Origin of the sequence: Streptomyces griseoflavus, from assembly GCF_014649995.1 — a bacterium.
Classification (GTDB): domain Bacteria; phylum Actinomycetota; class Actinomycetes; order Streptomycetales; family Streptomycetaceae; genus Streptomyces; species Streptomyces griseoflavus.
On sequence record NZ_BMUC01000006.1, the window covers coordinates 151,383 to 176,788 of the forward strand.

General features: G+C 74.8%; 24 protein-coding genes. 10 read left to right on the forward strand and 14 right to left on the reverse strand.

The features are described 5' to 3' along the window. Positions 1-55: 55 nt before the first annotated feature. The 3 genes from IE172_RS15125 (at position 56) to IE172_RS15135 (ending at position 1,643) form a co-directional block, all read left to right on the forward strand. Positions 56-238, forward strand: a complete 183-nt coding sequence (locus tag IE172_RS15125) for a hypothetical protein (RefSeq protein WP_190097740.1) — start codon at positions 56-58, stop codon at positions 236-238. Between the two features lie 60 nt (positions 239-298). Then, positions 299-1,228 (forward strand): polysaccharide pyruvyl transferase family protein, encoded by a 930-nt coding sequence (locus IE172_RS15130; RefSeq protein WP_190097741.1) that lies wholly within the window; start codon positions 299-301, stop codon positions 1,226-1,228. A gap of 106 nt (positions 1,229-1,334) precedes the next feature. Further along, a complete protein-coding gene (locus IE172_RS15135; RefSeq protein WP_190097742.1) occupies positions 1,335-1,643 on the forward strand; it encodes a DUF3040 domain-containing protein in 309 nt (102 codons plus the stop codon). A gap of 25 nt (positions 1,644-1,668) precedes the next feature. Here the strand turns inward: IE172_RS15135 and IE172_RS15140 are convergent, their stop codons facing one another. Genes IE172_RS15140 through IE172_RS15165 form a run of 6 tightly spaced genes read right to left on the reverse strand, consistent with a single transcriptional unit; the run spans position 1,669 to position 7,240 of the window. Beyond that, on the reverse strand, positions 1,669-2,565 hold the full coding sequence (locus IE172_RS15140; RefSeq protein ID WP_190097743.1) for a glycosyltransferase family 2 protein: 897 nt from the start codon (positions 2,563-2,565) through the stop codon (positions 1,669-1,671). Then, positions 2,562-3,431 carry a glycosyltransferase family 2 protein gene (locus IE172_RS15145; protein WP_190097744.1) on the reverse strand — a complete coding sequence of 290 codons (870 nt, stop codon included), beginning with the start codon at positions 3,429-3,431 and terminating at the stop codon, positions 2,562-2,564. Before IE172_RS15145 ends, IE172_RS15140 begins: the two co-directional genes overlap by 4 nt. Beyond that, positions 3,428-4,417, reverse strand: a complete 990-nt coding sequence (locus tag IE172_RS15150) for a glycosyltransferase family 9 protein (RefSeq protein WP_190097745.1) — start codon at positions 4,415-4,417, stop codon at positions 3,428-3,430. Before IE172_RS15150 ends, IE172_RS15145 begins: the two co-directional genes overlap by 4 nt. Continuing rightward, on the reverse strand, positions 4,414-5,406 hold the full coding sequence (locus IE172_RS15155; protein ID WP_190097746.1) for a glycosyltransferase family 9 protein: 993 nt from the start codon (positions 5,404-5,406) through the stop codon (positions 4,414-4,416). The genes IE172_RS15150 and IE172_RS15155 overlap by 4 nt, the downstream gene beginning before the upstream one ends. Beyond that, a complete protein-coding gene (locus IE172_RS35435; protein WP_431994481.1) occupies positions 5,403-6,236 on the reverse strand; it encodes a D-glycero-alpha-D-manno-heptose-1,7-bisphosphate 7-phosphatase in 834 nt (277 codons plus the stop codon). The genes IE172_RS15155 and IE172_RS35435 overlap by 4 nt, the downstream gene beginning before the upstream one ends. 5 nt (positions 6,237-6,241) lie before the next feature. Beyond that, a complete protein-coding gene (locus IE172_RS15165) occupies positions 6,242-7,240 on the reverse strand; it encodes a glycosyltransferase family 2 protein (protein WP_190097747.1) in 999 nt (332 codons plus the stop codon). Between the two features lie 284 nt (positions 7,241-7,524). On the opposite strand from IE172_RS15165, the gene IE172_RS15170 reads away from it, so the two are divergent. Together IE172_RS15170 and IE172_RS15175 are read left to right on the forward strand one after the other, a co-directional pair. Then, positions 7,525-8,301, forward strand: coding sequence for a polysaccharide deacetylase family protein (locus tag IE172_RS15170; protein ID WP_229886081.1), 777 nt, complete (start codon positions 7,525-7,527; stop codon positions 8,299-8,301). A gap of 92 nt (positions 8,302-8,393) precedes the next feature. Beyond that, the gene (locus IE172_RS15175; protein ID WP_190097748.1) at positions 8,394-8,834 is read left to right on the forward strand and encodes an SRPBCC family protein; all 441 of its coding nucleotides are present in this window, start codon (positions 8,394-8,396) and stop codon (positions 8,832-8,834) included. A gap of 75 nt (positions 8,835-8,909) precedes the next feature. On the opposite strand, the gene IE172_RS15180 is transcribed toward IE172_RS15175, so the two are convergent. The 4 genes from IE172_RS15180 to IE172_RS15195 all read right to left on the reverse strand — a co-directional run bounded on the left by IE172_RS15180 (position 8,910) and on the right by IE172_RS15195 (position 13,992). After that, on the reverse strand, positions 8,910-10,079 hold the full coding sequence (locus IE172_RS15180) for an XdhC family protein (protein ID WP_190097749.1): 1,170 nt from the start codon (positions 10,077-10,079) through the stop codon (positions 8,910-8,912). 63 nt (positions 10,080-10,142) lie between these two features. Continuing rightward, on the reverse strand, positions 10,143-12,563 hold the full coding sequence (locus IE172_RS15185; protein ID WP_190097750.1) for a xanthine dehydrogenase family protein molybdopterin-binding subunit: 2,421 nt from the start codon (positions 12,561-12,563) through the stop codon (positions 10,143-10,145). 2 nt (positions 12,564-12,565) lie between these two features. Beyond that, positions 12,566-13,102, reverse strand: a complete 537-nt coding sequence (locus IE172_RS15190) for a (2Fe-2S)-binding protein (RefSeq protein ID WP_190097751.1) — start codon at positions 13,100-13,102, stop codon at positions 12,566-12,568. Further along, entirely contained in the window at positions 13,102-13,992 is an 891-nt protein-coding gene (locus tag IE172_RS15195; RefSeq protein WP_190097752.1) for an FAD binding domain-containing protein, read from the reverse strand. Before IE172_RS15195 ends, IE172_RS15190 begins: the two co-directional genes overlap by 1 nt. A 342-nt stretch (positions 13,993-14,334) precedes the next feature. Between IE172_RS15195 and IE172_RS15200 the strand changes: the two genes are divergently transcribed. Beyond that, positions 14,335-16,038: a PucR family transcriptional regulator gene (locus IE172_RS15200; protein ID WP_190097753.1), complete on the forward strand. Its 1,704-nt coding sequence runs from the start codon at positions 14,335-14,337 to the stop codon at positions 16,036-16,038. A 160-nt stretch (positions 16,039-16,198) separates the two neighbouring features. Then, entirely contained in the window at positions 16,199-16,966 is a 768-nt protein-coding gene (locus tag IE172_RS15205; protein WP_190097918.1) for a hypothetical protein, read from the forward strand. Between the two features lie 183 nt (positions 16,967-17,149). On the opposite strand, the gene IE172_RS15210 is transcribed toward IE172_RS15205, so the two are convergent. Then, on the reverse strand, positions 17,150-18,037 hold the full coding sequence (locus IE172_RS15210) for a GntR family transcriptional regulator (protein WP_438817016.1): 888 nt from the start codon (positions 18,035-18,037) through the stop codon (positions 17,150-17,152). 165 nt (positions 18,038-18,202) lie between these two features. Between IE172_RS15210 and IE172_RS15215 the strand changes: the two genes are divergently transcribed. Continuing rightward, on the forward strand, positions 18,203-19,063 hold the full coding sequence (locus IE172_RS15215) for a (2Fe-2S)-binding protein (protein ID WP_190097754.1): 861 nt from the start codon (positions 18,203-18,205) through the stop codon (positions 19,061-19,063). 325 nt (positions 19,064-19,388) lie between these two features. Then, positions 19,389-20,441, forward strand: coding sequence for a DUF2637 domain-containing protein (locus IE172_RS15220; RefSeq protein ID WP_190097755.1), 1,053 nt, complete (start codon positions 19,389-19,391; stop codon positions 20,439-20,441). Positions 20,442-20,511: 70 nt separating this feature from the next. Here the strand turns inward: IE172_RS15220 and IE172_RS15225 are convergent, their stop codons facing one another. Next, the gene (locus IE172_RS15225) at positions 20,512-20,913 is read right to left on the reverse strand and encodes an ATP-binding protein (RefSeq protein ID WP_190097756.1); all 402 of its coding nucleotides are present in this window, start codon (positions 20,911-20,913) and stop codon (positions 20,512-20,514) included. A 215-nt stretch (positions 20,914-21,128) separates the two neighbouring features. Continuing rightward, positions 21,129-21,761, reverse strand: a complete 633-nt coding sequence (locus tag IE172_RS15230) for a hypothetical protein (protein WP_190097757.1) — start codon at positions 21,759-21,761, stop codon at positions 21,129-21,131. A gap of 188 nt (positions 21,762-21,949) precedes the next feature. Here IE172_RS15230 and IE172_RS15235 point away from each other — a divergent pair, with 188 nt between their 5' ends. Further along, positions 21,950-23,641 carry a helix-turn-helix domain-containing protein gene (locus IE172_RS15235; RefSeq protein WP_190097758.1) on the forward strand — a complete coding sequence of 564 codons (1,692 nt, stop codon included), beginning with the start codon at positions 21,950-21,952 and terminating at the stop codon, positions 23,639-23,641. Positions 23,642-23,648: 7 nt separating this feature from the next. On the opposite strand, the gene IE172_RS15240 is transcribed toward IE172_RS15235, so the two are convergent. Further along, the gene (locus IE172_RS15240) at positions 23,649-25,394 is read right to left on the reverse strand and encodes a pyruvate dehydrogenase (RefSeq protein WP_190097759.1); all 1,746 of its coding nucleotides are present in this window, start codon (positions 25,392-25,394) and stop codon (positions 23,649-23,651) included. Between the last annotated feature and the right edge of the window lie 12 nt (positions 25,395-25,406).

Below are 25,406 nucleotides of genomic sequence, written 5' to 3' on the forward strand. Positions count from 1 at the left end.
GGGACGGTTCGGCCGCGCCCGGTACGACTCCCCCACACAGAAGGACGGGCCCTCCGTGACATCCCATCCCCCCGCCGCCGATCATCTGCCGGTCTACGACGGTCTGGTCCGCGAACGCGGTGACGTCGTGGCCGAGGTGCGCGAGGTCGCCGAACAGGCGCTGGACGAGGCCCGGCGGGGCCTGGCCGGCCACCCCGTCTCCTCCCCGGGCCCCCGCCGGGAGCGGGCCGCGGGCTGAGCCCGTACGGCCCGTGGCCCGGCCGATTGCGTGTCCCCGGAGCGGGGCACTCGGCGTCCCGTGGACGAACGAGAACGCTCCGGACCGGAGAGGGTCCTGCTGACCGGGTGGTTCAGCTTCCGCGACGGCGAGGCCACCGCCGGTGACGTGCTGGCGCTGCGCCGCGTGGAGGAGGTGCTGCGGGGCTCCGGGACGGCGTACGACGTCGCCTGGAGCCCCGCGTTCCTGCCGGACGCCCCGCACCTCGACGACGTGCGGCCCCGTGACTACTCGCACCTGGTGTTCGTGTGCGGGCCGCTGCACGGGCCGCAGATCGAGGAACTGCACCGGCGTTTCGCGCACTGCGTGCGGATCGCCGTGGGCACCTCGGTGATCGACCCGGAGGACCCGGCGGCGACCGGCTTCCACAGCGTGCTGGCGCGGGACGCCCCCGGCCGCGAGCCGTCCGAGGACCTGGCGGCCCACGCCCCGGCGGTGCCCGCGCGGCCCGTGGTCGGGGTGATCCTCACCCACGGGCAGCGGGAGTACGGGGAGCAGCGGCGGCACAAGGAGGTCGCTGACGCGGTGACGCGCTGGCTGGCCGGGAAGGACTGCGCCCGGCTGGAGCTGGAGACCCGGCTGGACACCCGGGACTGGCACCTGAGCGCGACACCCGCGCAGGTGCAGTCGGTGCTGGCGCGCCTCGACCTCGTCGTCACCGACCGGCTGCACGGGCTGGTGCTCGCGCTGCGCGTCGGCACTCCGGTGCTGGCGGTGGACCCGGTGGCGGGCGGCGCCAAGGTGAGCGCGCAGGCCCGGGCGTGCGGCTGGCCGGCGCTGCTGTCGGCCGAGCAGGTGGACGAGCGCCGGCTGGAGCGCTGGTGGGACTGGTGTCTGACCTCGGGCCGGGTGGCCGCGCGGCTGACCCGTGACGCGTTCCGGGACGGGCGGGCACCGGACGGGGCGGACCGTCTGGCGGAGGTGCTGACGCCCCGCGCCACCGCCGGTTAGTACCCCGCCCCGCCGGGCACTCAGGCGTCTCGCGGTCGTCCCTGACCTCGCGGTCGTCCCGGACCTCGCGGTCCCCCCGCCTCGCGGTCGTCCTTGGAGGAGAGACGTGTCCACCGGCCGGCTTTCCGCACACGAGCGGCACCTCCTCGACGGGATCGAGCGGGGCCTGAGCCGCGACCGCCGGCTCGACCGGCGGCTGCGCACGCTGAGGATCCACCGGGGCCCCGACGTGAGGCGGATCGTGTCCTTCCGCCCGCACGGACGGACCGTCGCCGTCCTCCTCGCGGTCTCCGTCACGCTGATGGTGACCGGCATCGTCACCTCGGCCCCGTGGGCGATCTGCTCCTTCGCCGTCCTGTGGCCGCTGACGCTCTTCGCGGGGTTCCGGCTGCTGTGCCGGTGGTCCGGCGGCTGAGCGTCCGCGGGCCCCGGCGTGCCGCTCAGCCGGTGTAGCGGCGGGCGGTGGAACCGCGCTGGGAGGGTTCGAGGAGACGCAGCCTGGACTCCACCTCACGGGGCAGGACGCGGCGTTCGCGCAGGACCCAGGGCAGCGCGGCGGCCGCCTCGGCGAAGGCGAGCAGGGAGGCGGTGTCGCGCGGGACGGTGCGCGCCAGGTTCAGGGTGCGGCGCAGCGCGGGCCCGGCCGGGCGGCGCAGCCAGGTGAACCACAGGGTGTTGCGGATGCCGTGCCTGCGGCGCAGGGTGGGGTCCCTCGCCGTCGAGGCCTGGTGGTGGACCGTCAGCGCGTCGGCGTAGGTGAGCCACCAGCCGTCGGCCGCGAGGTCGGCGGCCAGCAGTTCCTCCTCGCCGCCCAGCCAGAGCCTCGGGTGGAAGCCGCCGGCGGTGCGGAAGGCGTCGGTGCGCAGCACGGTCGCGGCGGCCAGGAACGAGCCGAGCGCCGGGCCGGGCAGCCAGGACGGGCGGGGCAGGGGCGAGTCGCGCAGCTCGCGGACGATCGGGTCCTCGGTGCCGCCGGGTTCGACGATGATCCGCGCGGTGACCGTGCCGAGCGCCGGGTGCCGGTCGAGCAGGTCGGCGGCGCCGGCCAGCGAGCCGGGCGACCACCAGGAGTCGTCGTCGCAGAAGGCGACGTAGGGCGTGCGGACCTCCCGCACGGCCAGGTTGCGGCCGACGGCGCCGAGGTTGCGGCCGGGCCGCAGCAGCCGCACGCCGGGGTGGTGGCGGGCGACGGCTTCGGCGGTGCCGTCGGTGGAGCCGTTGTCGGTGACGATCACCCGCGGTTTCTCGGGGAGTTCGGCGAGGAGGCGGAGGGTGCGCAGGAGTTCGGGGCGCCGGTTGTGGGTGATGACGACGACGGTGGTGCGCGGGTCGGTCATGCGCCGGTCTCCTCCAGGAGTCGGACGGCTCGCTCCACCTGCGGAGGCAGGGGCCTGCGGTCGCGCAGGGCGGCCGGCAGCCGGACGAGGGCCTCGCGCAGGGCGCGCCGTGCGTGGTGGTCGCCGCGGGCGTCCGCGGCGAGGGCCCCGGTGCGGGCGAGGGCGTACGGGACGGGGCGGCGCAGCCAGGCGGTCAGCAGTGCGTTGCGGCGCTGGAGCGCGGGACGGCCGGTGCGGGGTGCGGGGGCCGGGTGGTGGTGGGCGACGACCTCGGGGCAGTGGGTGACGCCCCAGCCGCATGCGGCGAGGTCGTAGGCGAGCAGGGTCTCCTCGCCGCCGAAGAAGAGCAGCCGGTGGAATCCGCCGGCGTCGAGGTAGGCGCTGCGGCGGACGACGGCGCCGCAGGCGAGGAAGCCGAGCACCTGGGTGCCGGGGAGGTCGGTGGCCGGGCCGAGCGGTGACCTCGCCAGGACGTCGTTGAGGGGGTCGGGGGTGGCGGCCGGGCCGACGAGCGTGCGGGCGGCGATCAGGCCGAGCCGGGGATGCGCGTCGAACAGTTCGGCCGCCCGGCCGAGCGAGCCGGGCGCCCACCAGGAGTCGTCGTCGCTGAACGCCACGTACGGGGTGGTGAGGGCGCGCGCCCCGTGGTTGCGGGCGAGGGCACCGTGGTTCACGGGGAGCGCCAGCACCCGCACCTGGGGGAAGTCGCGGGCGACCATCTCGCGGGTGCCGTCGGCGGAGGCGTTGTCGGCGACCAGGATCTCGGGCCGTTCGGGCAGGTCCAGCAGCCGCCGCAGGGTGACGGCGAGCCGGTCGCGGCGGTCGCGGGTGGCGATGACGACGCCGAGGGGGTGGTGGTCCGTCATGGGGCGTTCCCCTCGGGCAGGCGGGTCAGGGCGTGGAGGACCTCGTCGGGGGTGATGCGCAGGAGGGCCGGGTCGGGGCGCGCGCCGTGGGGGTCGCCCGGCGGGCCGTGCCACAGCGCGATGTGACGCGGCAGCGCGGGAGGCCCCCACTGGGCGGGCGGGACCGGGCCGAACAGGGTGACGGTCGGGGCGGCGTGGGCGACCGCCAGGTGGGCGATGCCGGTGTCGCCGCTGACGACGGCGCGGGCGTCCGCGACGAGGGCGGAGAGCAGGCCGAAGGGCGGGCCGCCAGCGAAGACGTCGGTGTCGGGCAGGGCGGCCTGCTTGGCGAGGCGTGCCACCAGGTCGTCCTCGGCCGCTCCGCCGGTGACCACGACCCGCCGGCCGCGGGCGCGCAGGGCGGTCGCGACGGCGGCGTACCGTTCGGCCGGCCAGCAGCGGGCGGGGGAGCCGGCGCCGGGGTGCAGGACGACCGCGCCGGGGGCGGGGGACGCGGTGTGCGGGCGGGGCAGCAGCAGGTCCGTGGGGTCGGCGTCGATGCCGTACCACCGCAGCAGCCGGCACCAGCGGTCCCGTTCGTGTTCCCCGGCGTGCCAGGCGGGGCCCTCGATCTCCGGGGTCGCGGGGTGGGCGAACGCCAGCAGCCGCGGGGGGCGCAGGGCCTGCAGCAGGCGGTGGCTGGGGGGTCCGTTGCCGTGCAGGTCGACCGCGACGTCCGGGGGCGGGCCGGTCCAGTCGAGGGTGCGCGGTACGGCGCGGCAGGGCGCGGCGGCGGGCAGCAGCCGGTCGACGGCCCCGGAGGCTTCGGCGGCCGGCGCCAGTGCGGCGGGGGCGGCCAGGACGATCTCGTGGCGGGGGTGGGCCCGCCGCAGCGCCCGGAGCGCGGGAACGCCGGCCAGCAGGTCCCCGAGGCCGAGGGCGCGCAGGACGAGCAGGCGCGGCCGGGACGCGGGGGCGGCCGTGCCGGATGCGGTGCGGCCGTTCACCGGAGGACCTCCGCGAGTTTGTCGACGGCGGCGACGACGTCGTACGGGGTGACCTCCTCCAGGCACGGGTGGCCCGGTACGGGGCACTGCCGGGCCCTGGTGCCGGCACACGGTGCCCGCTGGTCGCCGAGGAGTACGCAGGGCACGCCGTAGGGCCGCCAGCGTTCGGCGGGGACGACCGGGGAGAAGAGGGACACCACGGGGGTGCCGACGGCGGCGGCGAGGTGGGCGGGTCCGGTGTTGCCGGTGACCACGCAGTCGGCCCCGGCGAGCACCCCGGCCAGTTCGGCGGCGCCGGTGCGGCCGCCGAGGTCGACGGCGCGGCCGCCGGCCACGTACGCGGTCAGCTCCCGCTCCGCCGCGCCGCCGGTGACCACGACCCTGCGTCCGGCGGCGGCGAGTTCGCGCACCGTCTGCGCACACCGGCCGGGGCTCCAGGCGCGGGCGGGCACGCTGGCGCCCGGGTGGACGACGACGTATCCGGGAGGGCCGGTCAGCGCCTCGGCCGGGGGCGGCGGGAGCACCCGCAGCCGTGTGTCGCCGGGCCGGGGGAAGCCGGCCGCCTCGGCGAGGTCGAGGGCGGCCTCGGCCTCGTGGGCGTGCGGGGCCCGGTGGTGCCGTACGTCGAGCAGGGAGCCGGGGTAGTCCTCGCTGTCGGCGGCGATGAAGCGGACCCCGGCCAGGCGCAGCAGCAGGGCGGTCGGCAGGGGCGACTGATGGAAGGAGGTGAGGACGAGCGCGGCGTCGGCGTCGACGGCGGCGATCAGCGACTCGGTCGCCGCACGGCTGACCCGGGGCGGCTGGAACCCGGTCCAGGGGGAGTCCCAGACGAGCACCTCGTCGACGCCGGGAAGCAGCCGGGCGGCGGGTTCCCCGTGCGGCCCGCAGAGCAGGGTGACGTGGTCGGCCCGTTCGGCGACGGCCCGCACGGCGGGCCCGGCGAGCAGGACGTCGCCGAAGCTGTCGAGCCGGGTGACCAGGGCTTTCACGCGTCCCTCCCCTGCGGGGTGCGTACGTCGTGGGCCGGGAGGCGCGCGAGGCCGGCGGTGGGGCGCCCCTCCGGCGCGCGGGGCACGGTGCCGACGCTCACGTCCGGGTGCCGCGTCCGCGCCGGGCCGGCGCCGGAGCCGCCCGGGGCGGAGGCCGCCGCGCTGCGGTCAACGCCGCCGGTGGACCGCCCCGTCCGGTCGGCGGCGGGAGCGGACGGGCCGGGGCCGGTGGCAGGCCGGTCGTCGGGGGCGCCACGTCCCGGCGGCGGGTCCTGGCCGTGGGCGGCGGGGCGCGGGGAGTCCGGGACGCGGTCCCAGGGCGGGGTGCCGAGGAGCAGGCGTACCGCCGACGGGAGGTCCGGGGCGACATGGGGGGCCGCGGCCGTCTCCTCGGGGCGGGTCTGCGGGGTGGGGACGAGGATGCCGTGGGCGCCGGCCCGGCGGGCGGCCTCCACGTCGGCGCCGATGTCGCCGATGACGACGCAGTCGGCGGGGTCCGCGCCGATCCGGGCCGCCGCCCACAGCACCATGCCCGGCCGGGGTTTGCGGCAGGGGCAGCCGTCGTCGGGGCCGTGCGGGCACAAAGCCCACACGTCGAAGGGGCCGAGGAGTTCGTCGACGCGCCGGTTGACGCGGCGGGCGTCGGCCTCGGTGAGCAGCCCGCGGGCGATGCCGGACTGGTTGGTGACGACGCCGGTGCGGATGCCGTGGGCGCGCAGCGCGTCGAGTGCCGCGCGGGCGCCGTCGACGGGCCGTACGCGTGCCGGGTCGGCGTTGTAGGGGACGTCGTGGACCAGTGTGCCGTCGCGGTCGAAGAGGACCGCGTTCACCGGGCTCACCGGACCGCCGCCGGGCGGGCGGGGACGTCGCGGTGGCGCCAGGCCCCGGCCAGCCGGTGCCAGGTCGCGGCGGGCGGTATGGCCACGCTGGTGGCGAGGACCGTCGTCACCTCGTCGCGGGTGCGCGGTCCGGGTCCGATGCGGGCGCGGGCGAACTCGGCGGTTCCCGCGGCCCAGCCGAGCGCGCAGACGGTGGCCGCCCGGCGGTGTCCGGTCGCGCCGAGCACGCAGGCGGCGGTGCCGGCGGCGGTGATCGCGGCGTGCCGGCGGATCCGGCCGCGCGGTGCGACCGCCTTGTCCCACCAGTCCGGTCCGTGCAGCCGGCGCATCAGGGCGTCGTCGGCGTGGCCGCGCTGCTGCGCCACGGTCGCCCAGCGGGAGGCCGGCCGCACGGGGTGCAGGGTGGCGCGGCGGCCCCGGCGGATGCGCCAGCCCGCGTCGAGGAGGCGCAGTGCGAGGTCGGCGTCCTCGCGGGAGGCCCGGGAGAAGCGTTCGTCGAAGCCGCCTGCCCGCTTCAGTGCCTCGGTGCGGTAGGCCATGTCGGCGGTGGTCCAGCGGGCCCGGGCCAGCCCGTCGGTGCCGCGTTCCCAGTCGGTGGGGCGCCGCCCGCGGGGCAGCGGCACCGTGATGACGCCCTGCACGCCGGCCGTGTCGGGGGACGCCTCCCGGAGGTCCCGGACCAGTTCGGCGCACCAGTGCGGCCCGACCTGGACGTCGTCGTGGAGGAAGGCGACCCAGGGCGCGGTGACGGTGCGCAGCCCGCGGTTGCGCGCGGCGGCGGGCCCGCGGCCGCCGCCGGCCAGGACGGTGGTGCGCTCCCGCAGGTCGCCCAGTACGCTCAGCGCGTGGCCCATCGCCTCCGGTGAGGGGTCGGGCCGGTCGTCCACGAGGACGATCGCGTCCGGACGCGGCCCGTTCGCCGCGGCCAGGGCGGCGAGGCAGTCGGGGAGGGTGTCCCGCACCAGGGTGGGGATCACGACGGCGTACGAGGTCACGCGAACGCCCTCCCCCGGACTCTGGTACCAAGGCTGCGCATCGGGGCTGTGCTCCGTCCCTGAGAGGCGTGAGGAACTACCGGGACGCGGGTGCCGCATTCGCGGTTGTCTCAAACACTTGGACACAGCTTGTCCCACTACGACCGGACAGGGGACTTTTCCGGGCCGATCAGGTCACCGCCGCCCGCACCCCGTGACGACTCTCACACGCCCGGGCCGACCGGCACACGGGCACGCGAATCGGACTATACGTGCCGTGTATAGACAATTTGTATAGTCCGGCCATGCCTTTTCTGACCAGGAAGATGAGAAGACCGGGCTCCGGGTTCCGGGGGGTGTCGGCACTGGCCGCGGTCGCGGCGCTGACGCTGCCGCTCGGCGGCTGCACGCAGGTGGAGACGACCGCGCCCAGCGCCGTCCGCACCACCGACGTCCGGGCCCGCTTCGGCACCGTCGACTGCCGCGAGGTCAAGTGCGTCGCGCTCACCTTCGACGCCGGCCCCAGCCGGAACTCCGCCCGGCTGCTGGACATCCTGAAGGACGAACAGGTCCCGGCGACCTTCTTCCTCCTGGGCAGACGGCACATCGACACGTACCCGGAGCTGGTGCGACGGATGGCCGACGAGGGTCACGAGGTGGCCAGCCACACCTGGACCCACCGCATCCTGACGGAGCTGGAACCGGGCGAGATACGCGAGGAACTCCGGCGCACCAACGAGGAGATAGAACGCCTCACCGGCCGCCGCCCCACCCTGATGCGCCCGCCCCAGGGCCGGACGAACGACACCGTGCAGGGCATCAGCCGCGAGCTGGGCCTCGCGGAGGTCCTGTGGAGCGTGACGGCGAAGGACTACCGGACCACCGACTCCGGCCTGATCACCCGCCGCGTCCTCGACCAGGCCTCCCGCGACGGCATCATCCTGCTCCACGACCTCTACGACGGGACCGTCCCCGCCGTGCCCGGCATCATCGACGGGCTGAGGAAGCGGGGCTTCGTGTTCGTGACGGTGCCGCAGCTCCTCGCCCCCGGCAGGGCCGAGCCGGGCAAGGTGTACCGGTGAGGGAACGGGCGCGGGGCGCCGGCGACTGCGCCGGACGGGTGAGCGACCGCCGGGCGTGCCACCGCGCCGCCGGGATTTCCTAGGATTCCCCCGTGGCCACCTTCCAGCTCCGGCGCACGGCGCCCCTCCCGCCCGACGAGGCCTGGCGCAGGCTCACGACGTGGCCCCGCCACGGCGACGTGGTGCCGATGACCCGGGTCACGGTGACCACTCCCCCGCCCACCGGTGAGGGCACCGTGTTCGTCGCCCGCACGGGTCTGGGCCCGCTCGCCTTCGACGACCCGATGGAGGTGACGGTGTGGCGGCCCCCGGCAGGCGACGCCCCGGGGCTGTGCCGCCTGGAGAAGCGGGGCCGGGTCGTCACCGGCTGGGCCGAGATCGAGGTGCGGCCGGGCCCCGGCGGGCGGGCGCGGGTGGTGTGGCGGGAGGACATCCGGGTCCGCTTCCTGCCCGCCTTCGGCGACGCCGCACTGGCCCGGGCGGGCCGCCACGTCTTCGGCCGCGCGGTGAACCGGCTGCTGCGCCGGGCGTGAACCGGCACCCCAGGTCGGCGCCCCCCACGCGTTGCGGCGATCGCGTCCTCGGCGCCCACCGGCCCGGGAACGCCGTCAGGCAGGACGTTCCCCACTGAACCCGTCGCACCACGACGGCTCGGGCACGCCCGGGTCGTCGTGGTGGATCGGGGTGTGGGCGCCGGTGAGGGAGGTGCCGCTGCCGCCGCGACGGTTCGCGACGATCTCCGCGGCGATGGACAGCGCCGTCTCCTCCGGCGTACGGGCGCCCAGGTCCAGGCCGATGGGCGACCTGAGGCGGGCCAGTTCCCGGTCCGTCACGCCGACCTCGCGCAGCCGGGCGGTACGGTCCAGGTGGGTGCGGCGGGAGCCCATCGCGCCGACGTAGGCGACCGGCAGGCGCAGGGCGAGCTTCAGCAGCGGTACGTCGAACTTGGCGTCGTGGGTCAGGACGCACAGGACCGTACGGGCGTCGACGGAGGTGCGCTCCAGGTAGGTGTGCGGCCACTCCACGACGATCTCGTCGGCCTCGGGGAAGCGGGCCCGGGTGGCGAACACGGGGCGCGCGTCGCACACCGTGACGTGGTGGCCGAGGAACTTGCCGACCCGTACCAGCGCCGCCGCGAAGTCGATCGCGCCGAAGACGATCATCCGGGGCGGGGGGACGGAGGACTCGACCAGGACGGTGAGCGGTGCTCCGCGGCGCGCGTCCCGCTCCCCGATCTCCAGGGTGCCGGTGCGGCCCGCGTCCAGGAGCGCGCCCGCCTCGGCCGCCACCGTACGGTCCAGTTCCGGGCGGTCACCGAAGCCGCCCTCGTACGAGCCGTCGGGGCGCAGGGTCAGCGCGCGGCGCGTCAGTTCCGCCGGGCCGCCCACGATCCGGGCCACCGCCACCGCCTCCCCCCGCGCCGCCCCGGTCAGGGCGGCCGCCAGCACCGGGCGGGCGGGGTCCGCCGCCCGTACCGGAGTGACCAGGACGTCGATGACGCCGCCGCAGGTCAGGCCGACGGCGAAGGCGTCCTCGTCGCTGTAGCCGAAGCGTTGAAGGACGACGTCGCCGTCCCTCAGCGCCTGCTCGCACAGCTCGTAGACCGCGCCCTCCACGCAACCGCCGGAGACCGAGCCGACGGCCGTGCCGTCGGTGTCGACCGCGAGCGCGGCGCCCGGTGGGCGGGGCGCGCTGCCGACGGCCGCCACGACGGTGGCGACCGCGAAGTCACGGCCCTGCCCGACCCACCGGTTCAGCTCCTCGGCGATGTCCAGCATGTCTCGCTCTCCTCGGCTCGGACGGCACTGGGGGAGGCACGACTGCCCGCGACGGCCGGGGGCTCACCCCGTGCCCGTGAGATGTTCCGGGCGGACCGGGGTCCTGTCCAGTGCCAGGCCCGTGGCGTCGCGGACGGCTGCCAGGACCGCCGGCGTGGACGACAGGGTGGGCGCTTCGCCGACGCCGCGCACACCGTACGGGGCGTGGTCGTCGGCGAGTTCGAGCATGTCGACGGGGATGGTGGGCGTGTCGAGGATGGTGGGGATGAGGTAGTCGGTGAAGGACGGGTTGCGCACCCTGGCGGTTCTCGGGTCGACGACGATCTCCTCCATGACCGCCATGCCCAGGCCCTGGGCGGTGCCGCCCTGGATCTGGCCGATCACGGACAGCGGGTTGAGCGCCTTGCCGACGTCCTGCGCGCAGGCCAGTTCGACGACCTTGACCAGGCCGAGTTCGGTGTCGACCTCGACGACGGCCCGGTGCGCGGCGAAGGAGTACTGGACGTGGCCGTTGCCCTGGCCGGTGCGCGGGTCGAAAGGTTCGGTCGGCCGGTGCCGCCACTCCCGCTCGACCTCGACGGCCTCCTCGCCGAGGACGTCCGCCAGGCCGGCGAGCACCTCGCCGCCGTCGGTGACGACCTTGCCGCCCTCCAGGAGCAGTTCGGCACTCGCCCAGGCCGGGTGGTACGACCCGAATCTGCGCCGGCCGAGTTCCAGCACCCGCTCACGGACCAGTTCGCAGGCGTGCCGGACCGCGCCGCCGGTGACGTACGTCTGCCGGGAAGCCGACGTCGAACCGGCCGACCCCACCCGGGTGTCGGCGGGACGGATCGTCACCCGTGCGACGCCCAGCTCGGTGCGCGCGATCTGGGCGTGGACGGTGACGCCGCCCTGGCCGACCTCCGCCATCGCGGTGTGCACGGTGGCGACCGGCTCACCGCCCACGACCTCCATGCGGACGCGGGCGGTGGAGTAGTCGTCGAAGCCCTCGGAGAAGCCGACGTTCTTGATGCCGACCGCGTAGCCGACACCGCGTACGACGCCCTCGCCGTGCGTGGTGTTGGACAGGCCGCCCGGCAGCCGGCGCACGTCGGCGCCCTCGCTGGACTCCCACTGGCGCTCCGGCGGCATGGGCATCGCCTTGACGCGGCGCAGGAGCTCGGCGACCGGCGCCGGTGAGTCGACGGCCTGTCCGGTGGGCAGGAGCGAGCCCTGTTCCATGGCGTTGAGCTGTCTGAACTCCACCGGGTCCATGCCGAGCCGGGCCGCCAGCCGGTCCATCTGCGCCTCGTAGGCGAAGCACGCCTGGACCGCGCCGAAGCCGCGCATGGCGCCGCAGGGCGGGTTGTTGGTGTAGAGGGCGATGGCCTCGATGTCGACGTCGTCGACGACGTACGGACCGATGCCGAGGGAGGAAGCGTTGCCGACCACGGCCGGGGAGGCGGAGGCGTACGCGCCGCCGTCGAGGACGATGCGGCACTTGACGTGGGTGAGCCTGCCGTCCGCCGTGGCGCCGTGCTCGTAGGACAGCTTGGCCGGGTGGCGGTGGACATGGCCGAAGAAGGACTCGAACCGGTTGTAGACGATCTTGACGGGTCTGCCGGTGCGCAGGGCGAGCAGACAGGCGTGGATCTGCATGGACAGGTCCTCGCGTCCGCCGAACGCGCCGCCGACGCCGGCCAGCGTCATCCGCACCTTGTCCTCGGGCAGGCCGAGCACGGGCGCCATCTGGCGCAGGTCCGAGTGGAGCCACTGGGTGGCGATGTAGAGGTGGACGCCACCGTCCTCCTCGGGAACGGCGAGACCGGACTCGGGGCCGAGGAAGGCCTGGTCCTGCATGCCGAAGGTGTACTCGCCCTCGACGATCACGTCCGCGCGCTCCCGCGCGGACGTCACGTCGCCGCGCACGATGGGCTGCCGGTGGACGACGTTGGGGTGCGGGACGTGGCCGACGGTGGGGGTCCCCCCGGTCGAACGAAGCTGAGACTGGAGGAGGTCGTCGCGGTGCTCGTGGACCAGGGGCGCGTCCGGGGCGAGGGCGGAGGCCTCGTCGGTGACGACGGGCAGTTCGCGGTACTCGACCCGGATCCTGGCGGCGGCGCGGCGGGCGGTCTCCGGGTGGTCGGCGGCGACGATCGCGACGGGTTCGCCGTGGTGGCGGACCTTGCCGTGGGCGAGGACGGGGGTGTCCTGGATCTCCAGGCCGTAGTGCCTCACCCCGGTCGGCAGGTCGTCGTAGGTCATGACGGCGTACACACCGGGCACGGCGAGTGCCTGGCTCGTGTCGATGGACACGATCTCGGCGTGGGCGACGGTGGAGCGCAGGATCTGGCCCCAGAGCATGTCCTCGTGCCACAGGTCGGAGGAGTACGCGAACTCGCCGGTGACCTTCAGGATGCCGTCCGGGCGGAGGGTGGACTCGCCGATGCCGCCCCTGGTGCCCGAGCCCTGGGTGATCTTGGTGGGAACACCGTTCGTCGGCATGCTCAGCCCTCCTCGGACTGGCGGGCGGCCGCCAGCCGGACCGCGTCCATGATCTTCTCGTAGCCGGTGCAGCGGCACAGGTTGCCGGACAGGGCCTCGCGGATGTCCGCGTCGGTCGGGTCGGGGTTGCGCTCCAGCATCTCGTCGGCGGCGACCAGCAGCCCGGGGGTGCAGAAGCCGCACTGCACGGCGCCGGCGTCGAGGAACGCCTGCTGGATCGGGGCCAGTGCGCCGCCCTCACCGGTCCGCGAGCCGGTGCCCGTGACCTCCGGTGAGCCGCCGGAGCGCTGCCGGGCGAAGTCCGCCAGGCCCTCCACGGTGACGACGTCGCGGCCCTGGACCTGACCGGCGGCGACGAGACACGCGCACACGGGCACGCCGTCGAGCCGCACGGTGCACGAGCCGCACTCGCCCTGTTCGCAGGCGTTCTTGGATCCGGGCAGGCCGAGCCGCTCGCGCAGCACGTACAGCAGGGACTCGCCCTCCCAGACGTCGTCGGCCTCCTGGGGGCGTCCGTTGACGGTGAAGTCGATGCGCATTACGCGGCTCCCTCCGTGGTGCGGCGGGCGCCGCGGTAGGACTCCCAGGTCCAGGTCAGGGTGCGGCGGGCCATGACCCCCACCGCGTGGCGCCGGTAGCCCGCGGTGCCGCGCACGTCGTCGATCGGGCTGCAGGCGGCGGCGCACAGGTCGGCGAACCGTCCGGCCAGGGACGGCGTGATGATCTTCCCGTTGTCCCAGAAGCCGCCCTCCTCCAGGGCCGCTTCCAGGAACTCCTCGGCGGTCCGCGCCCGGACGGGCGTGGGGGCGGCGGAGCCGATCCCCGTGCGTACCGTCCGGGTCTCCGGGTGGAGGGCGAGGCCGAAGGCGCACACGGCGATGACCATGGCGTTGCGGGTGCCGACCTTGGAGTACTGCTGCGGGCCCCCCGCCTTCTCGATGTGGACGGCGCGGATCAGTTCGTCGGGCGCCAGCGCGTTGCGCTTCACGCCCGTGTAGAACGCGTCGATCGGAATGCGGCGCGACCCGCGCACCGACTCGGCCTCGACCTCGGCACCGGCCGCGAGCAGCGCCGGGTGGGCGTCCCCGGCCGGGGAGGAGGTGCCGAGGTTGCCGCCGACGCCGCCGCGGTTGCGGATCTGCGGGGAGGCCACCGTGTGCGCGGCGAGGGCGAGCCCCGGCAGCTCGGTGCGCAGGTGCTCCATGATCCGGGAGTAGGGCACCGAGGCGCCGAGCCGTACGCTGTCCTCGCCGACCTCCCACTCCTCCAGGTCGCCGATGCGGTTCAGGTCCATCAGGTGCTCGGGCCGGCGGTGGTCGAAGTTGATCTCGACCATCACGTCGGTGCCGCCCGCGATCGGCACGGCGGCGGGGTGCTCGGCCTTCGCGGCGAGCGCCTCCTCCCAGCTGGCGGGGCGCAGGAAGTCCATGACCGGCTCTCTTCCTCATCGGGTGGATGTCCGGATCGAGCCCATCCGTGTGCGGCGGTCCCGGCTCGTTCATGCGGTCTTCACGCGGAGTGGCCCCAGTACACCGCCGTGTGCTCCGCATGGGTCAGTCACGGAAACCATGAAGGAGTTGGCTGGCCAGCACAGGCATCTTGTAGATTCATATGAATGGAGGCCTTCCGTAACCTCCGCACCTTCCTCCCGAAACAGAGGACACGGTCCGAGGACCGGCCGGCACCCCGGATCAGCCAGGCCGAGGGCCCCACCGGAAGATCCCCCCACGGTTCTTCACAGACATCGAGACAGAGAACGGCGGCGACGAGAATGCGGCTGCGCGCACTGCTGGACACCGACGCGCTGGGCCTGAAGCTGCTCGGCGGCGAGGAGGAGCTGGACCGCGGTGTGCGGGGCGTGATGACCACCGACCTGAGGGACCCCAGCCGCTACCTCTCCGGCGGGGAGCTGGTGCTCACGGGTCTGGCCTGGCGCCGGGACGCCGCCGACTCCGAGCCGTTCGTACGGCTGCTGGTGCAGGCCGGGGTGGCCGCGCTCGCGGCCGGCACGGCCGAACTGGGCCACGTGCCGGAGGACCTGGTGACGGCCTGCGCCCGGCACCGGCTGCCGCTGTTCGCGGTGCACGAGTCGGTGGCCTTCGCGACCGTCACCGAGCACGTCGTGCGGCAGGTCTCCGGCGAGCGCGCCGGGGATCTCGCGGCCGTCGTGGACCGGCACCGCAGGATGATGACGTCCGGCCCGGCGGGCGGCGGCCCCGACGTGGTGCTCGACCTGCTCGGCTCCGACCTGGACCTGCGGGCCTGGCTGCTGTCGCCCACCGGCCGGCTGATCGCGGGATCGAGGGCCGCCGGGGCGACGGCGGACGGGCCGACGCTGCCCGCCGAGGTGTGCGCGCGGCTCGCCGCGGAGCAGCTCACCGCCACCCGCACCGGCCGGCTCGGACCCCACCGGGTGACGCAGGGGCAGACGACGTACAGCGTGTTCCCCGTGCGGGGCAGCGGGCGCTCCGCGGCGGACGCGCGGGACACGCGCGGGAGCATGCTGTCCGACTGGCTGCTGGCCGTCGAGGCGGACGCCGGGGACTGGGCCGAGGAACGGCTGGACCTGCTGCACGGCGTCACCCAGCTGATCGCCGTGGAACGGGACCGCCGGGACGCGGCACGCACGGTGAGACGCCGGCTCGCGCAGGAGGTGCTGGAACTGGTCCAGGCGGGCGCCGCGCCCGCCGAGATCGCGGCGCGGCTGCGGGTGGCCGCGCCGGTGCTGCTGCCCGGGCTCGGAACCGCGCCGCACTGGCAGGTCGTGGTGGCCCACGTCGACTGGGACGGCGGCGAGGCCGAGGAGGGCGGGAGCGACGGCGGCCCGGTGGCGCAGGCACTGCTGGAGGAGATTCTGGTCGACCCGGCGTCGACGGGGACCGAGCACGCCGACCGCATCGCGGTGGCGCACACCGGGGACGAGGCGGTCGCGCTGGTACCGCTCCCCGCGGTGACCGGCGACGACGACCACCCCGGCACGGGGGTCCTCGCCGAGACACTGCTGGAATCGGTGCGCGACCCGCTCACGGCCGGCCTGGACGGCGACGGCCGGCTCACCCTCGGCGTCTCCGCCGCCGTGCACTCCGCGGAGGGGCTGCGCGGCGCACTGGAGGAGGCACGGCACGCCCGGCGCGTGGCCGCGGCCCGCCCGGGCCGGGTCTGCGCGGCCGGCCACCAGGAACTCGCCTCGCACGTCCTGCTGCTCCCCTTCGTCCCCGACGACGTGCGCCGCGCCTTCACCGCCCGGCTCCTGGACCCCCTGCGCGCGTACGACCGCCGGCACCGCGCCGAGCTGATCCCCACCCTGGAGGCGTTCCTCGACTGCGACGGCTCCTGGACCCGCTGCGCCTCCCGTCTCCACCTGCACGTCAACACGCTGCGCTACCGCGTCGGCCGAATCGAGCAGTTGACGGGCCGTGACCTCTCCCGGCTGGAGGACAAGCTGGACTTCTTCCTTGCCCTGCGCATGAGTTGAGCCGATGACCACGCGTCCGGGCGGTTCGGACACGCGGCGCGCGACTTTGTGAAATCCTTCACCCACCCTCTTGGCCGGGCCGTGTGGTTCGTGCTGAGATGCGGCCACCACTCAACAGCTCGATGGCGTGCTCGGGGAGGGCAACGTGGCGCATACCGCCATGTCCGGTGACGGAACGACCGCCGATGACGATCCTCTCCAGACGGCGGTGTGGCGGCTGCGCTCCCGCGCCTGCTGGGCGGACGCCGCCGCGCTGCTCGCACCGGACACCCCGGACACGGCACTGCAGCGGGCGTCGCTGCTGGTCGAACGGTGCCTCTACACCGAGGCGGGGTGGGAGGAGGCCGAGGACGCGCTGCGTACGGCCGAGGCGCTGGCGCACAGCGACGACGAGCGCGGGGCGGCCGCCTGTGAACGCGGGTGCCTGGCCTACGCGGCCACGCTGTTCCGGGTGCGCGACCGGGCGGACGAGGCGCGGGCCGCGCTCGGACGGGCGGCGGCGCTGATCGCGCCCGGAGCGTCGGGGCGGGCGTTGCTGGACTTCCGGCGCGGTCTGATCGCGGAGAACCTCACCCGTTCCCCGCAGGCGGCACGGGCCGCCTACCGCCGCGCCCACGCGGGCGCCACCGCGCACGCCGACCCGCTGCTGCTGTCCGCCACATGGCGCCACCTCGCCGGACTCGCCCTGCGCGACGGTGAGTTGGCGGAGGCCCGGCAGGGCTTCGCCGAATCCCTCCGCATCCGCGAGGAATTGGGCTACCTCGTCGGCACGGCCCCCGCCCTGGTCTCCCTCGCCGAGACGGAGACCGAGCCGGAGGCCTCCCGCCTCCGCGAGGAGGCCCGCCGCCTCTTCCGCCTCCTCGGCGGCGTCCCCACCTGGCTGACCACCCAACTCGCCCCACCGACCCCGGGAACGGCAACGGCGTAGAGCCTTCGACAACGAGGCCCCCCACCCAGCCCGTCGGCCGTTCGAGAACGAGGCCCCCCACCCAGCCCGTCCGGCGTTTGAGGACGAGGCCCGTTCAGGGCCGAAGGGGGGTCCGGGGGCACAGCCCCCGGGGACGGGACTGGGAAGGGGCGGCGGGGGCGAAAACCCTGGGGAAACGCCCCCTCACCCCACCCCGCCGAAATGCTCCCCCACCAACGCCCGCACCACCTCCAGATCCCCCGCGATCAACGCGTCCAGCAGCGCCGTGTGCTCATGCGCGTCCGCCACCAACTCCCCCGGACGCCCCCGCCCACCGGCCCCACCACGCCCCCCGCCGGCGCCGGCGCCACCGCCACCGACCATCGACCACTGAGCCCGCCGCTGAAGATCCTCCGCGACCCGCACCAACTGCTCGTTCCCGGCCAGCCCCAGCACCGCACGGTGAAACGCACGATCGGCCTCCGCGTACGCGGCCCGGCTCCCGGAGGACGCCGCCCGCACCGTGGCCTCCGCGAGCGGCCGCAGTTCGGCCCACCGCTCCGCCGGCACCGTCCGGGCCAGCCGCAGCACCACCGGCATCTCGATCAGCGCCCGCACCTCGGCGAGTTCCGCCAGTTCCCGCGCCCCGCGCTCGACGACCCGGAATCCCTTGTTGGGCACGACCTCGACCGCGCCCTCCAGGGCGAGCTGCTGCATGGCCTCCCGGACGGGCGTCGCGGAGACACCGAACCGCTCGCCCAGCACCGGCGCCGAGTACACCTCACCGGGACGCAGTTCCCCCGTCACCAGCGCCGTGCGCAGCGCGTCGAGGACCTGCCCGCGCACGGAGGAGCGCCGCACGACGGCTCCCCGCGGACGGGGAGGAGCCGACTCACCATGCCTCTGCTCACCGTGCGTGTGCTCACCGCGCGCGGCACGGCCCTCCCCACCACGGCCACCCGCTCGGCCACTCCCGCCGCCCGTCCGCGCCTCCACCGTCTCCCGCGCCGCCCGTGCCGCCCGCTGGACAGGCACCCGCGGGGGCCGCGCCTGCGCCGCCCCTTCCGCGGGGCCCTGCATGTCCTGCTTCACCAGGTCCTCCTGCGGACGTGTCGGTACGTGCGGTCATCACGGCGGGTTGTCGCCTCGCCGTCAAGCACGATAGGCGCACCGGACGCCAGTTCACATCTCGCGGATCTTCGGTAAGGTGAGGCTTACCTTTTTTACCCGGCTCCACGAGACGTGAAGGGTGGCCCCATGCCTGTGTCCGGTTCGGCCGTCGCGGACGCGTACGCCCGCCTGGCGGAGGTCTTCCCCGCCCTGGCCGTCACCGAGCTCGGCGCGGACGAGAGGGCCCCGCGGGGCGGCGGCTGGGTCGCCGCGTCCGGCCTCGCCGAGGGCGGGACCGCCCTGGATGCCTTCCTGTCCTGGGACGACACCCAGGTGCTGCGGGACTACGGCCAGCAGGCCCGCCCGGACGTGATCGCCAGCTTCGGCCTGCACCGCTACGCGTGGCCCGCCTGCCTGCTGATCACCGTCCCGTGGTTCCTGCACCGCCGCGTGCCCCGCTACCCCGTGACGCACGTCTCGTTCGACCGTACGGCCCCCGGCCTCGCCGTGGGCCGCATGGCCGTCCGGCCGGACGGATTCGCCTGCCTGCCCGGCGACCCGGCCGCCGCCCTGCCCGGCGCACGGGTGGTGCCCGACGAGGAGGCACTGCGCGCGGAGGTGCGGGCGGCGGTCGCCCAGCACCTGGAGCCCGTGCTGACCGGATTCGGACCCCGGATGCGCCGGCGCGGCCGCGCCCTGTGGGGCATGGCGACCGACGAGATCGTCGAGAGCCTCTGGTACGTCGCCCAGCTGCTCGGCGAGGAGGAGCGGGGACTGCGCGAGCTGGAGCTGCTCCTGCCGGGAGCGACCAAGCCGTACGTCGGCGCGGCGGCCTTCCGCCGCCCGGCCGGTCCGGAGGCGCAGCGGGAGCGCGCCACCCGGGACCGGGTCAGCTGCTGCATGTTCTACACGCTGCGCCCCGCCGACATCTGCGCCACCTGCCCCCGCACCTGCGGCACGGAAGGCACCGCCGGGCGGGCCACCGCCGTGGTCGCGCGGGCCGGCTGACGGGTCGCGCAAGCCAGTTGACGCCGGGTCGGACGACAGCACCCCGCGGCGGACCGTAAGATCATCCGCGTGAGGCACCCGCGGAGGTCACGGGTGATTCACGATTCCCTCACCCGTCACGGGAACTATCCGTGGAACCACCCGTACGGGTAGTGTTATTCGCACTCAACTCCCGCCCCTCATACGGCAGTTCGAGCAGATCGCCGCCCTGGGCACCCCCCTCGCACTCCCTTGGCGGCCTCTTGCCCCGAAACCCCCTGAGGGTCGCTGGGATTGGGCCACTATGGCGGGCGTTACGCCCTATCCCAATGCAAGGGACCCCTAGATGAGACTGACCGACATATCGCTGAACTGGCTGCTTCCGGGCGCCGTGCTGCTCCTCGGCATGCTGGCGGCGGTGGCGGTGCTGGCGCGCGGGAAGCGCTCCTCGGTCAAGGACACGAGCGCGGACGACTCGTGGGAGCGCAACGAGGAGCGCCGCCGGCGCAAGGAAGCCGTCTACGGCACCGTCTCCTACGTCCTGCTGTTCTGCTGTGCGGCGGTCGCCGCGGCACTCTCCTTCCACGGTCTGGTCGGCTTCGGCGAGCAGAACCTCGGCCTGTCCGGCGGCTGGCAGTACCTCGTCCCCTTCGGTCTGGACGGCGCGGCGATGTTCTGCTCGGTGCTCGCCGTGCGTGAGGCCAGTCACGGTGACGCGGCGCTCGGCTCGCGGATACTCGTATGGACGTTCGCCTTCGCCGCGGCCTGGTTCAACTGGGTCCACGCCCCCCGGGGCATCGGCCACGCGGGCGCCCCGCACTTCTTCGCGGGCATGTCCCTGTCGGCGGCGGTCCTCTTCGACCGCGCGCTGAAGCAGACCCGGCGGGCCGCGCTGCGCGAGCAGGGCCTGGTCCCGCGTCCGCTCCCGCAGATCCGTATCGTGCGCTGGCTGCGCGCCCCCCGGGAGACCTACCGCGCCTGGTCGCTGATGCTGCTCGAGGGCGTGCGCAGCCTCGACGAGGCGGTCGAGGAGGTCCGCGAGGACAAGATCCGCAAGGACGAGGCGAAGCAGCGCAGGCGGGACCAGCAGCGGCTGGAGCGGGCCCGGCTGAAGGCGATCAGCCGCGGCCACCGGGGTCTGCCCGGCCGGGGCGGCGGCGGTGGGCGGGAGCTGGAGACGGCGACCGTGGAGCGCGAGTCCGACATGGTTTCCGCGGAGCCTGCCATATCGGCGCCGGAGGCCCTGCCCGTCCGCGCGCGTCCCTCCCTGCAGCCGGTACGCACCGGTGGCGCTGACCCGGTGACCGTCGACCTCACCGCCGAGGACGACACGCAGGCGCTGCCGCGCCTGGACTCCCTGGAGCGCAAACTCAAGGACCTGGAGAAGCAGTTCGGCTGACGTCGCTCGCCGGACCGACGGGGGTGCGGCCCGCCCGGGGCCGCACCCCCGCTCCCGTGCCGGCGGTCCCTCAGGCGGCGTCCGCCTCCAGTTCGAACCAGACGGACTTGCCCACGTCGTGCTTCCTGACGCCCCACTCGTCGGCGAGGGACTCGACCAGCGCGAGACCCCGGCCGTTGGTTCCCTCGTGGGCGTCCGGCCGGCGCGGGCGGGGATCACGGGCCACGAAGTCCCGTACCTCGACCCGCAGTCCACGAGGTCCGACGGTGGCGGTCAGCACCGCCCCGTCGCCGGTGTGGACCAGCGCGTTGGTGACGAGCTCGCTGGTGAGCAGTTCCGCGACCGCGGAGCGTTCCGGTGTGCCCCAGTGCGCGAGCAGTTCACGCAGTGCCCTGCGGGACTCCGGCACCGCTCGCAGATCCGCCCGTCCCAGTGTGCGCCTCAGCTGAGCCGCCGAAGCCTGACTCTTCATGGCCCCCGCCCGCGTGCCGGTGTCGATTCCCCCTGCTGATCGAACGCGTTCACGGAAATCATTGCCCGGTCACCCACGCGGCAGTCATGCCGCCCGTCGACGAACCGTTGTTGGCCGAAGTGCAGTGGCCACGTATGCGTGCGGGGCCGTCCTCCCGACCCCCGTGGCGAGAGGACGACCCCGTGTTCCGCGGTGGTCGTGGCGGACGCGCGGGCTCAGTGGAGCTTGTTCACCGCCTTCTTCGTCGTCTTCTTGAAGGCCGCCACCGGCGCGTCGTCGAAGTCGCCCATCTGCCCCCAGCCGACGACGGTCACCGTCCTGCCGTCCCGTCCCACGGACAGCAGGTGGATGTCCGTGGCGCCCCAGGAGGCCTCGGTGTGCAGTCCGTGCACCGTCGCGCCCTCCTCGACCGGCAGCGTGCCGTAGAAACGGCCCTCGGCCTCGACCTCCGGGTCCGACGCCTCGATCCGGTCGGCGCAGGAGCGGATCTCCTTGTTCAGCAGGGCGGCCAGCGCCTTGCCCTTCGCGGCGGAGCCGGTGACGACGGTGACCTGGACGGCGCTCGTGTCCAGATCGGTGTGGAAGACGCGGTGCCGGTAGTCGTAGGCCGGTACGCCCTCGCCCAGGCAGTACGCGAGCTCCACCGGGAAGCCGTCGCCGACCGGGCCCGCGGTCCAGGCGGACGACGGGTGCGGGGGCAGCTCGGAGGCGGCGAGGAACCGGGGCGGGGCGGCCTTCGCCGCGGTGGCCTTCGGCGCGGCGCCGGCCGGAGCGGTGAGTACGGTGCCGGCCGCGAGCGCGGCGACGGTGAGCGCGGCGAGTGCGGCGGCCCGGGTGCGGATGGGCATGGGTGTCCCCCGTGGGATGTGCGTGATGGAAGGATGGAGCGGCGCCCCGCAAGGACCGGACCGGTCCGTCCGGCGGTCGTCGGGGCGGTGCCAAGAGCATCGGCCGCCGTGGGATCCGGACGCAAGGACCGTCGCCGGATTCACCTGCATGGAACCATCCCAGCCCCTTTGACGTGCAGGTACAGGGGATGCCTGGGACGCCGTCCCGGGGCACGGTCCGGGGTCCGAGCGAGTGCGGGGTGACGGGGTCGGTGTCGGCACAGGACGACGTGGCTGAATTCGCGGCGCTGCTGCGGAGGCTGAAGGAACGCACGGACCGCAGCTACGGCTCGCTGGCCCGCCGCCTGAACATGAACACCTCGACGCTGCACCGCTATTGCGCCGGCGAGGCGGTTCCCGTGGACTTCGCCCCCGTGGAGCGTTTCGCCGCCCTGTGCGGCGCCTCGGACGCGGAACGCCTGGACCTCCACCGCCACTGGCTCCGCGCGCTGGACGCCCGCCGGCGCCCCCGGGGCACGGACGGCCCGGCGGGCGCGAGGGCGACCACCGAAGCACCGGCGGGCCCGGACCGCGACCTGGACACGGGGTCCGGGCCGGCTGCACACTCCGGGCCGGACTCTCCTCCCGGTCCGGACGACGCGTCCGACCCGGACTCACACCCCGGCCCGGGCCCGCACCCCAGCCGGGACCCGCATCCCGGCCCGGACTCACACCCCAGCCGGGACCCGCACCCCCGCCCGACTTCGCACCCCCGGCCGGACTCACGCCCCGGCCCGGGCGCGCCGGCCCGTTCGGATTCGGCCATCCCCGGCGCCGCCGGCCCTCCGTCGCACCGCCCCGGGCGGGCCGCCGAACCGGGCCCGGAGTCCGCCGTCCCGCGGCCGGGCGATCCCCCGGCCGGCGGGGACGTCGCGAGCGGCCCCCCGCCGCACGGGGTGGAGGGCCGGCGGCCCTGGTACCGGCGGCGGAAGCGGATGGCCGTCGCCCTGGCCGCCGTGTGCGCGCTGATGGCGACCGTGGGGAGTCTGTCCGCGCTGCCGGAGGACCGGGAGACCGCCGCCGGGCGCGAGAGCCCCGGGGCGCCGGCCGGCCCCACGGCGACCGCCCCCGCGGCCCCGCCCGGCAGCCGTGCCTCCTCGCCGTCCCCGTCCCCGGGTTCCGCCGTCCCCTCCGCGACACCGGAGGGAAGCCCCACCTCCGCCGGCGGCCGGCGCGCTTCCTCCGCCCCGCCGGCTTCCGAGGGGCGGGCGCCCGCCGGATCACCGCCCCTGACCTGGTCCGCCGACTCCCACGTGTGGGCGTACGGGTGCGGTCACGACTACGTGGTCGCCCGGCCCCCCGGGCTGGTCCCCCCGCCCCCGGCCCCGCAGGACGCCCGGACCTGGGCGGGGACGCAGGCGGCCGTGCACGGGGGCGAGACGAGGGTGGAGCTGTCGGTGCAGGGGACGTCCCGGGCGGCCGTCGTCCTCACCGCGCTGCGGGTGCGGGTGACCGGCCGCGCCGCACCCGCCTCCGGGAACGCCTACGCCATGGACCAGGGCTGCGGCGGCGCGCTCACCCCCCGGTACTTCGACGTGGACCTGGACAAGGACCGGCCCATCGCCCGCGCGGTCGCCGGGAACGACAGCGGTACGCCGATCCCGGCCGTGCGGATGCCCTACAGCGTCTCCGCGAGCGACCCGGAGGTGCTGGTGGTCACCGCCCGGACCGCGCGCTGCGACTGCCGCTGGTACCTGGAGCTGGACTGGTCCTCGCAGGGCCGCACCGGCACGGTCCGCGTCGACGACCGCGGACTCCCCTTCCGCACCAGCGGTATCGGGGGCCTGCCCCACTACGAGTACGACACCTCCGCGCGCGGCTGGCGGCCGCGCGCGAAGTGAACCGGCGTCACGGCCGGGGCACGTTGCGCAGGTTGGAGCGGGCCATCTGCACCATCCGGCCGACTCCGCCGTCCAGCACCATCTTGGAGGCGGACAGGGCGAACCCGGTCACCATCTCCTTGCTGATCTTCGGCGGGATGGACAGCGCGTTGGGGTCGGTGACGATGTCGACGAGCGCCGGGCCCTTGTGCTTGAACGCCGACTTCAGCGCCCCGGCGAGGTCCTTCGGCTTCTCCACCCGCACCCCGTAGGCGCCGCAGGCGCGGGCGACCGCGGCGAAGTCGGGATTCTTCATGGCCGTGCCGTGCGAGGGCAGGCCCGCGACCAGCATCTCCAACTCCACCATGCTGAGCGAGGAGTTGTTGAAGAGCACCACCTTCACCGGCAGGTCGTACTGGACCAGGGTGAGGAAGTCGCCCATCAGCATGGTGAATCCGCCGTCGCCGGACATCGACACGACCTGCCGGCCCCGGTCGGTGAACTGCGCCCCGATCGCCATCGGCAGCGCGTTGGCCATCGAGCCGTGCGAGAAGGAACCGATCACCCGGCGGCGGCCGTTGGGCGAGATGTAGCGGGCCGCCCAGACGTTGCACATGCCGGTGTCGACGGTGAACACCGCGTCGTCGTCGGCCATCTCGTCCAGTACCGACGCCACGTACTCGGGGTGGATCGGTACGTGCTTCTCCACCTTCCGGGTGTACGCCTTCACCACGCCTTCCAGCGCGTCCGCGTGCTTCTTCAGCATCCGGTCGAGGAACTTGCGGTTGTCCTTGGCGCGGACCCTGGGCGTCAGACAGCGCAGGGTCTCCTTGACGTCCCCCCACACCGCGAGGTCCAGCTTGGAGCGCCGGCCGAGGATCTCGGGCCGCACGTCGACCTGGACGATCTTCACGTCGTCGCCGGGGAGGAAGGCGTTGTACGGGAAGTCGGTGCCGAGCAGGATCAGCAGGTCGCACTCGTGGGTGGCCTCGTAGGCGGCCCCGTAGCCGAGCAGCCCGCTCATGCCGACGTCGTACGGGTTGTCGTACTGGATCCATTCCTTGCCGCGCAGGGCGTGCCCGACCGGGGCTTTGATCTTCCCGGCGAACTCCATGACCTCCGCGTGCGCGCCCTTCGTTCCGGCGCCGCAGAACAGGGTGACCTTCTCGGCCCGGTCGATCATGTCGATGAGCCGGTCGATCTCGTCGTCGCCGGGGCGGACCGTGGGCCGGGAGGTGACCAGGGCGGTCTCGGGGGCCTGGTCCGGGGCGGGCTCGTCGGCGAGGTCGCCGGGGAGGGAGACGACGCTCACGCCGGAGCGGCCGACCGCGTGCTGGATGGCGGTGTCCAGCAGCCGGGGCATCTGCTTCGGGCTGGAGATCAGCTCGCTGTAGTGGCTGCACTCGCGGAACAGCTGGTCGGGGTGGGTCTCCTGGAAGTAGCCGAGGCCGATCTCGCTGGAGGGGATGTGCGAGGCGAGGGCGAGGACCGGGGCCATGGAGCGGTGGGCGTCGTAGAGGCCGTTGATGAGGTGCAGGTTGCCGGGGCCGCAGGAACCGGCGCAGGCGGCGAGCTTGCCGGTGACCTGCGCCTCGGCACCGGCGGCGAAGGCGGCGGTCTCCTCGTGCCGGACGTGGATCCAGTCGATGGCGGAGTTGCGGCGCACGGCGTCCACGACCGGGTTGAGACTGTCCCCGACGACGCCGTAGAGGCGCTTGACTCCCGCGCGGGTGAGGATGTCGACGAACTGTTCCGCGATGTTCTGTTTGGCCATGGGTTCCGTCTG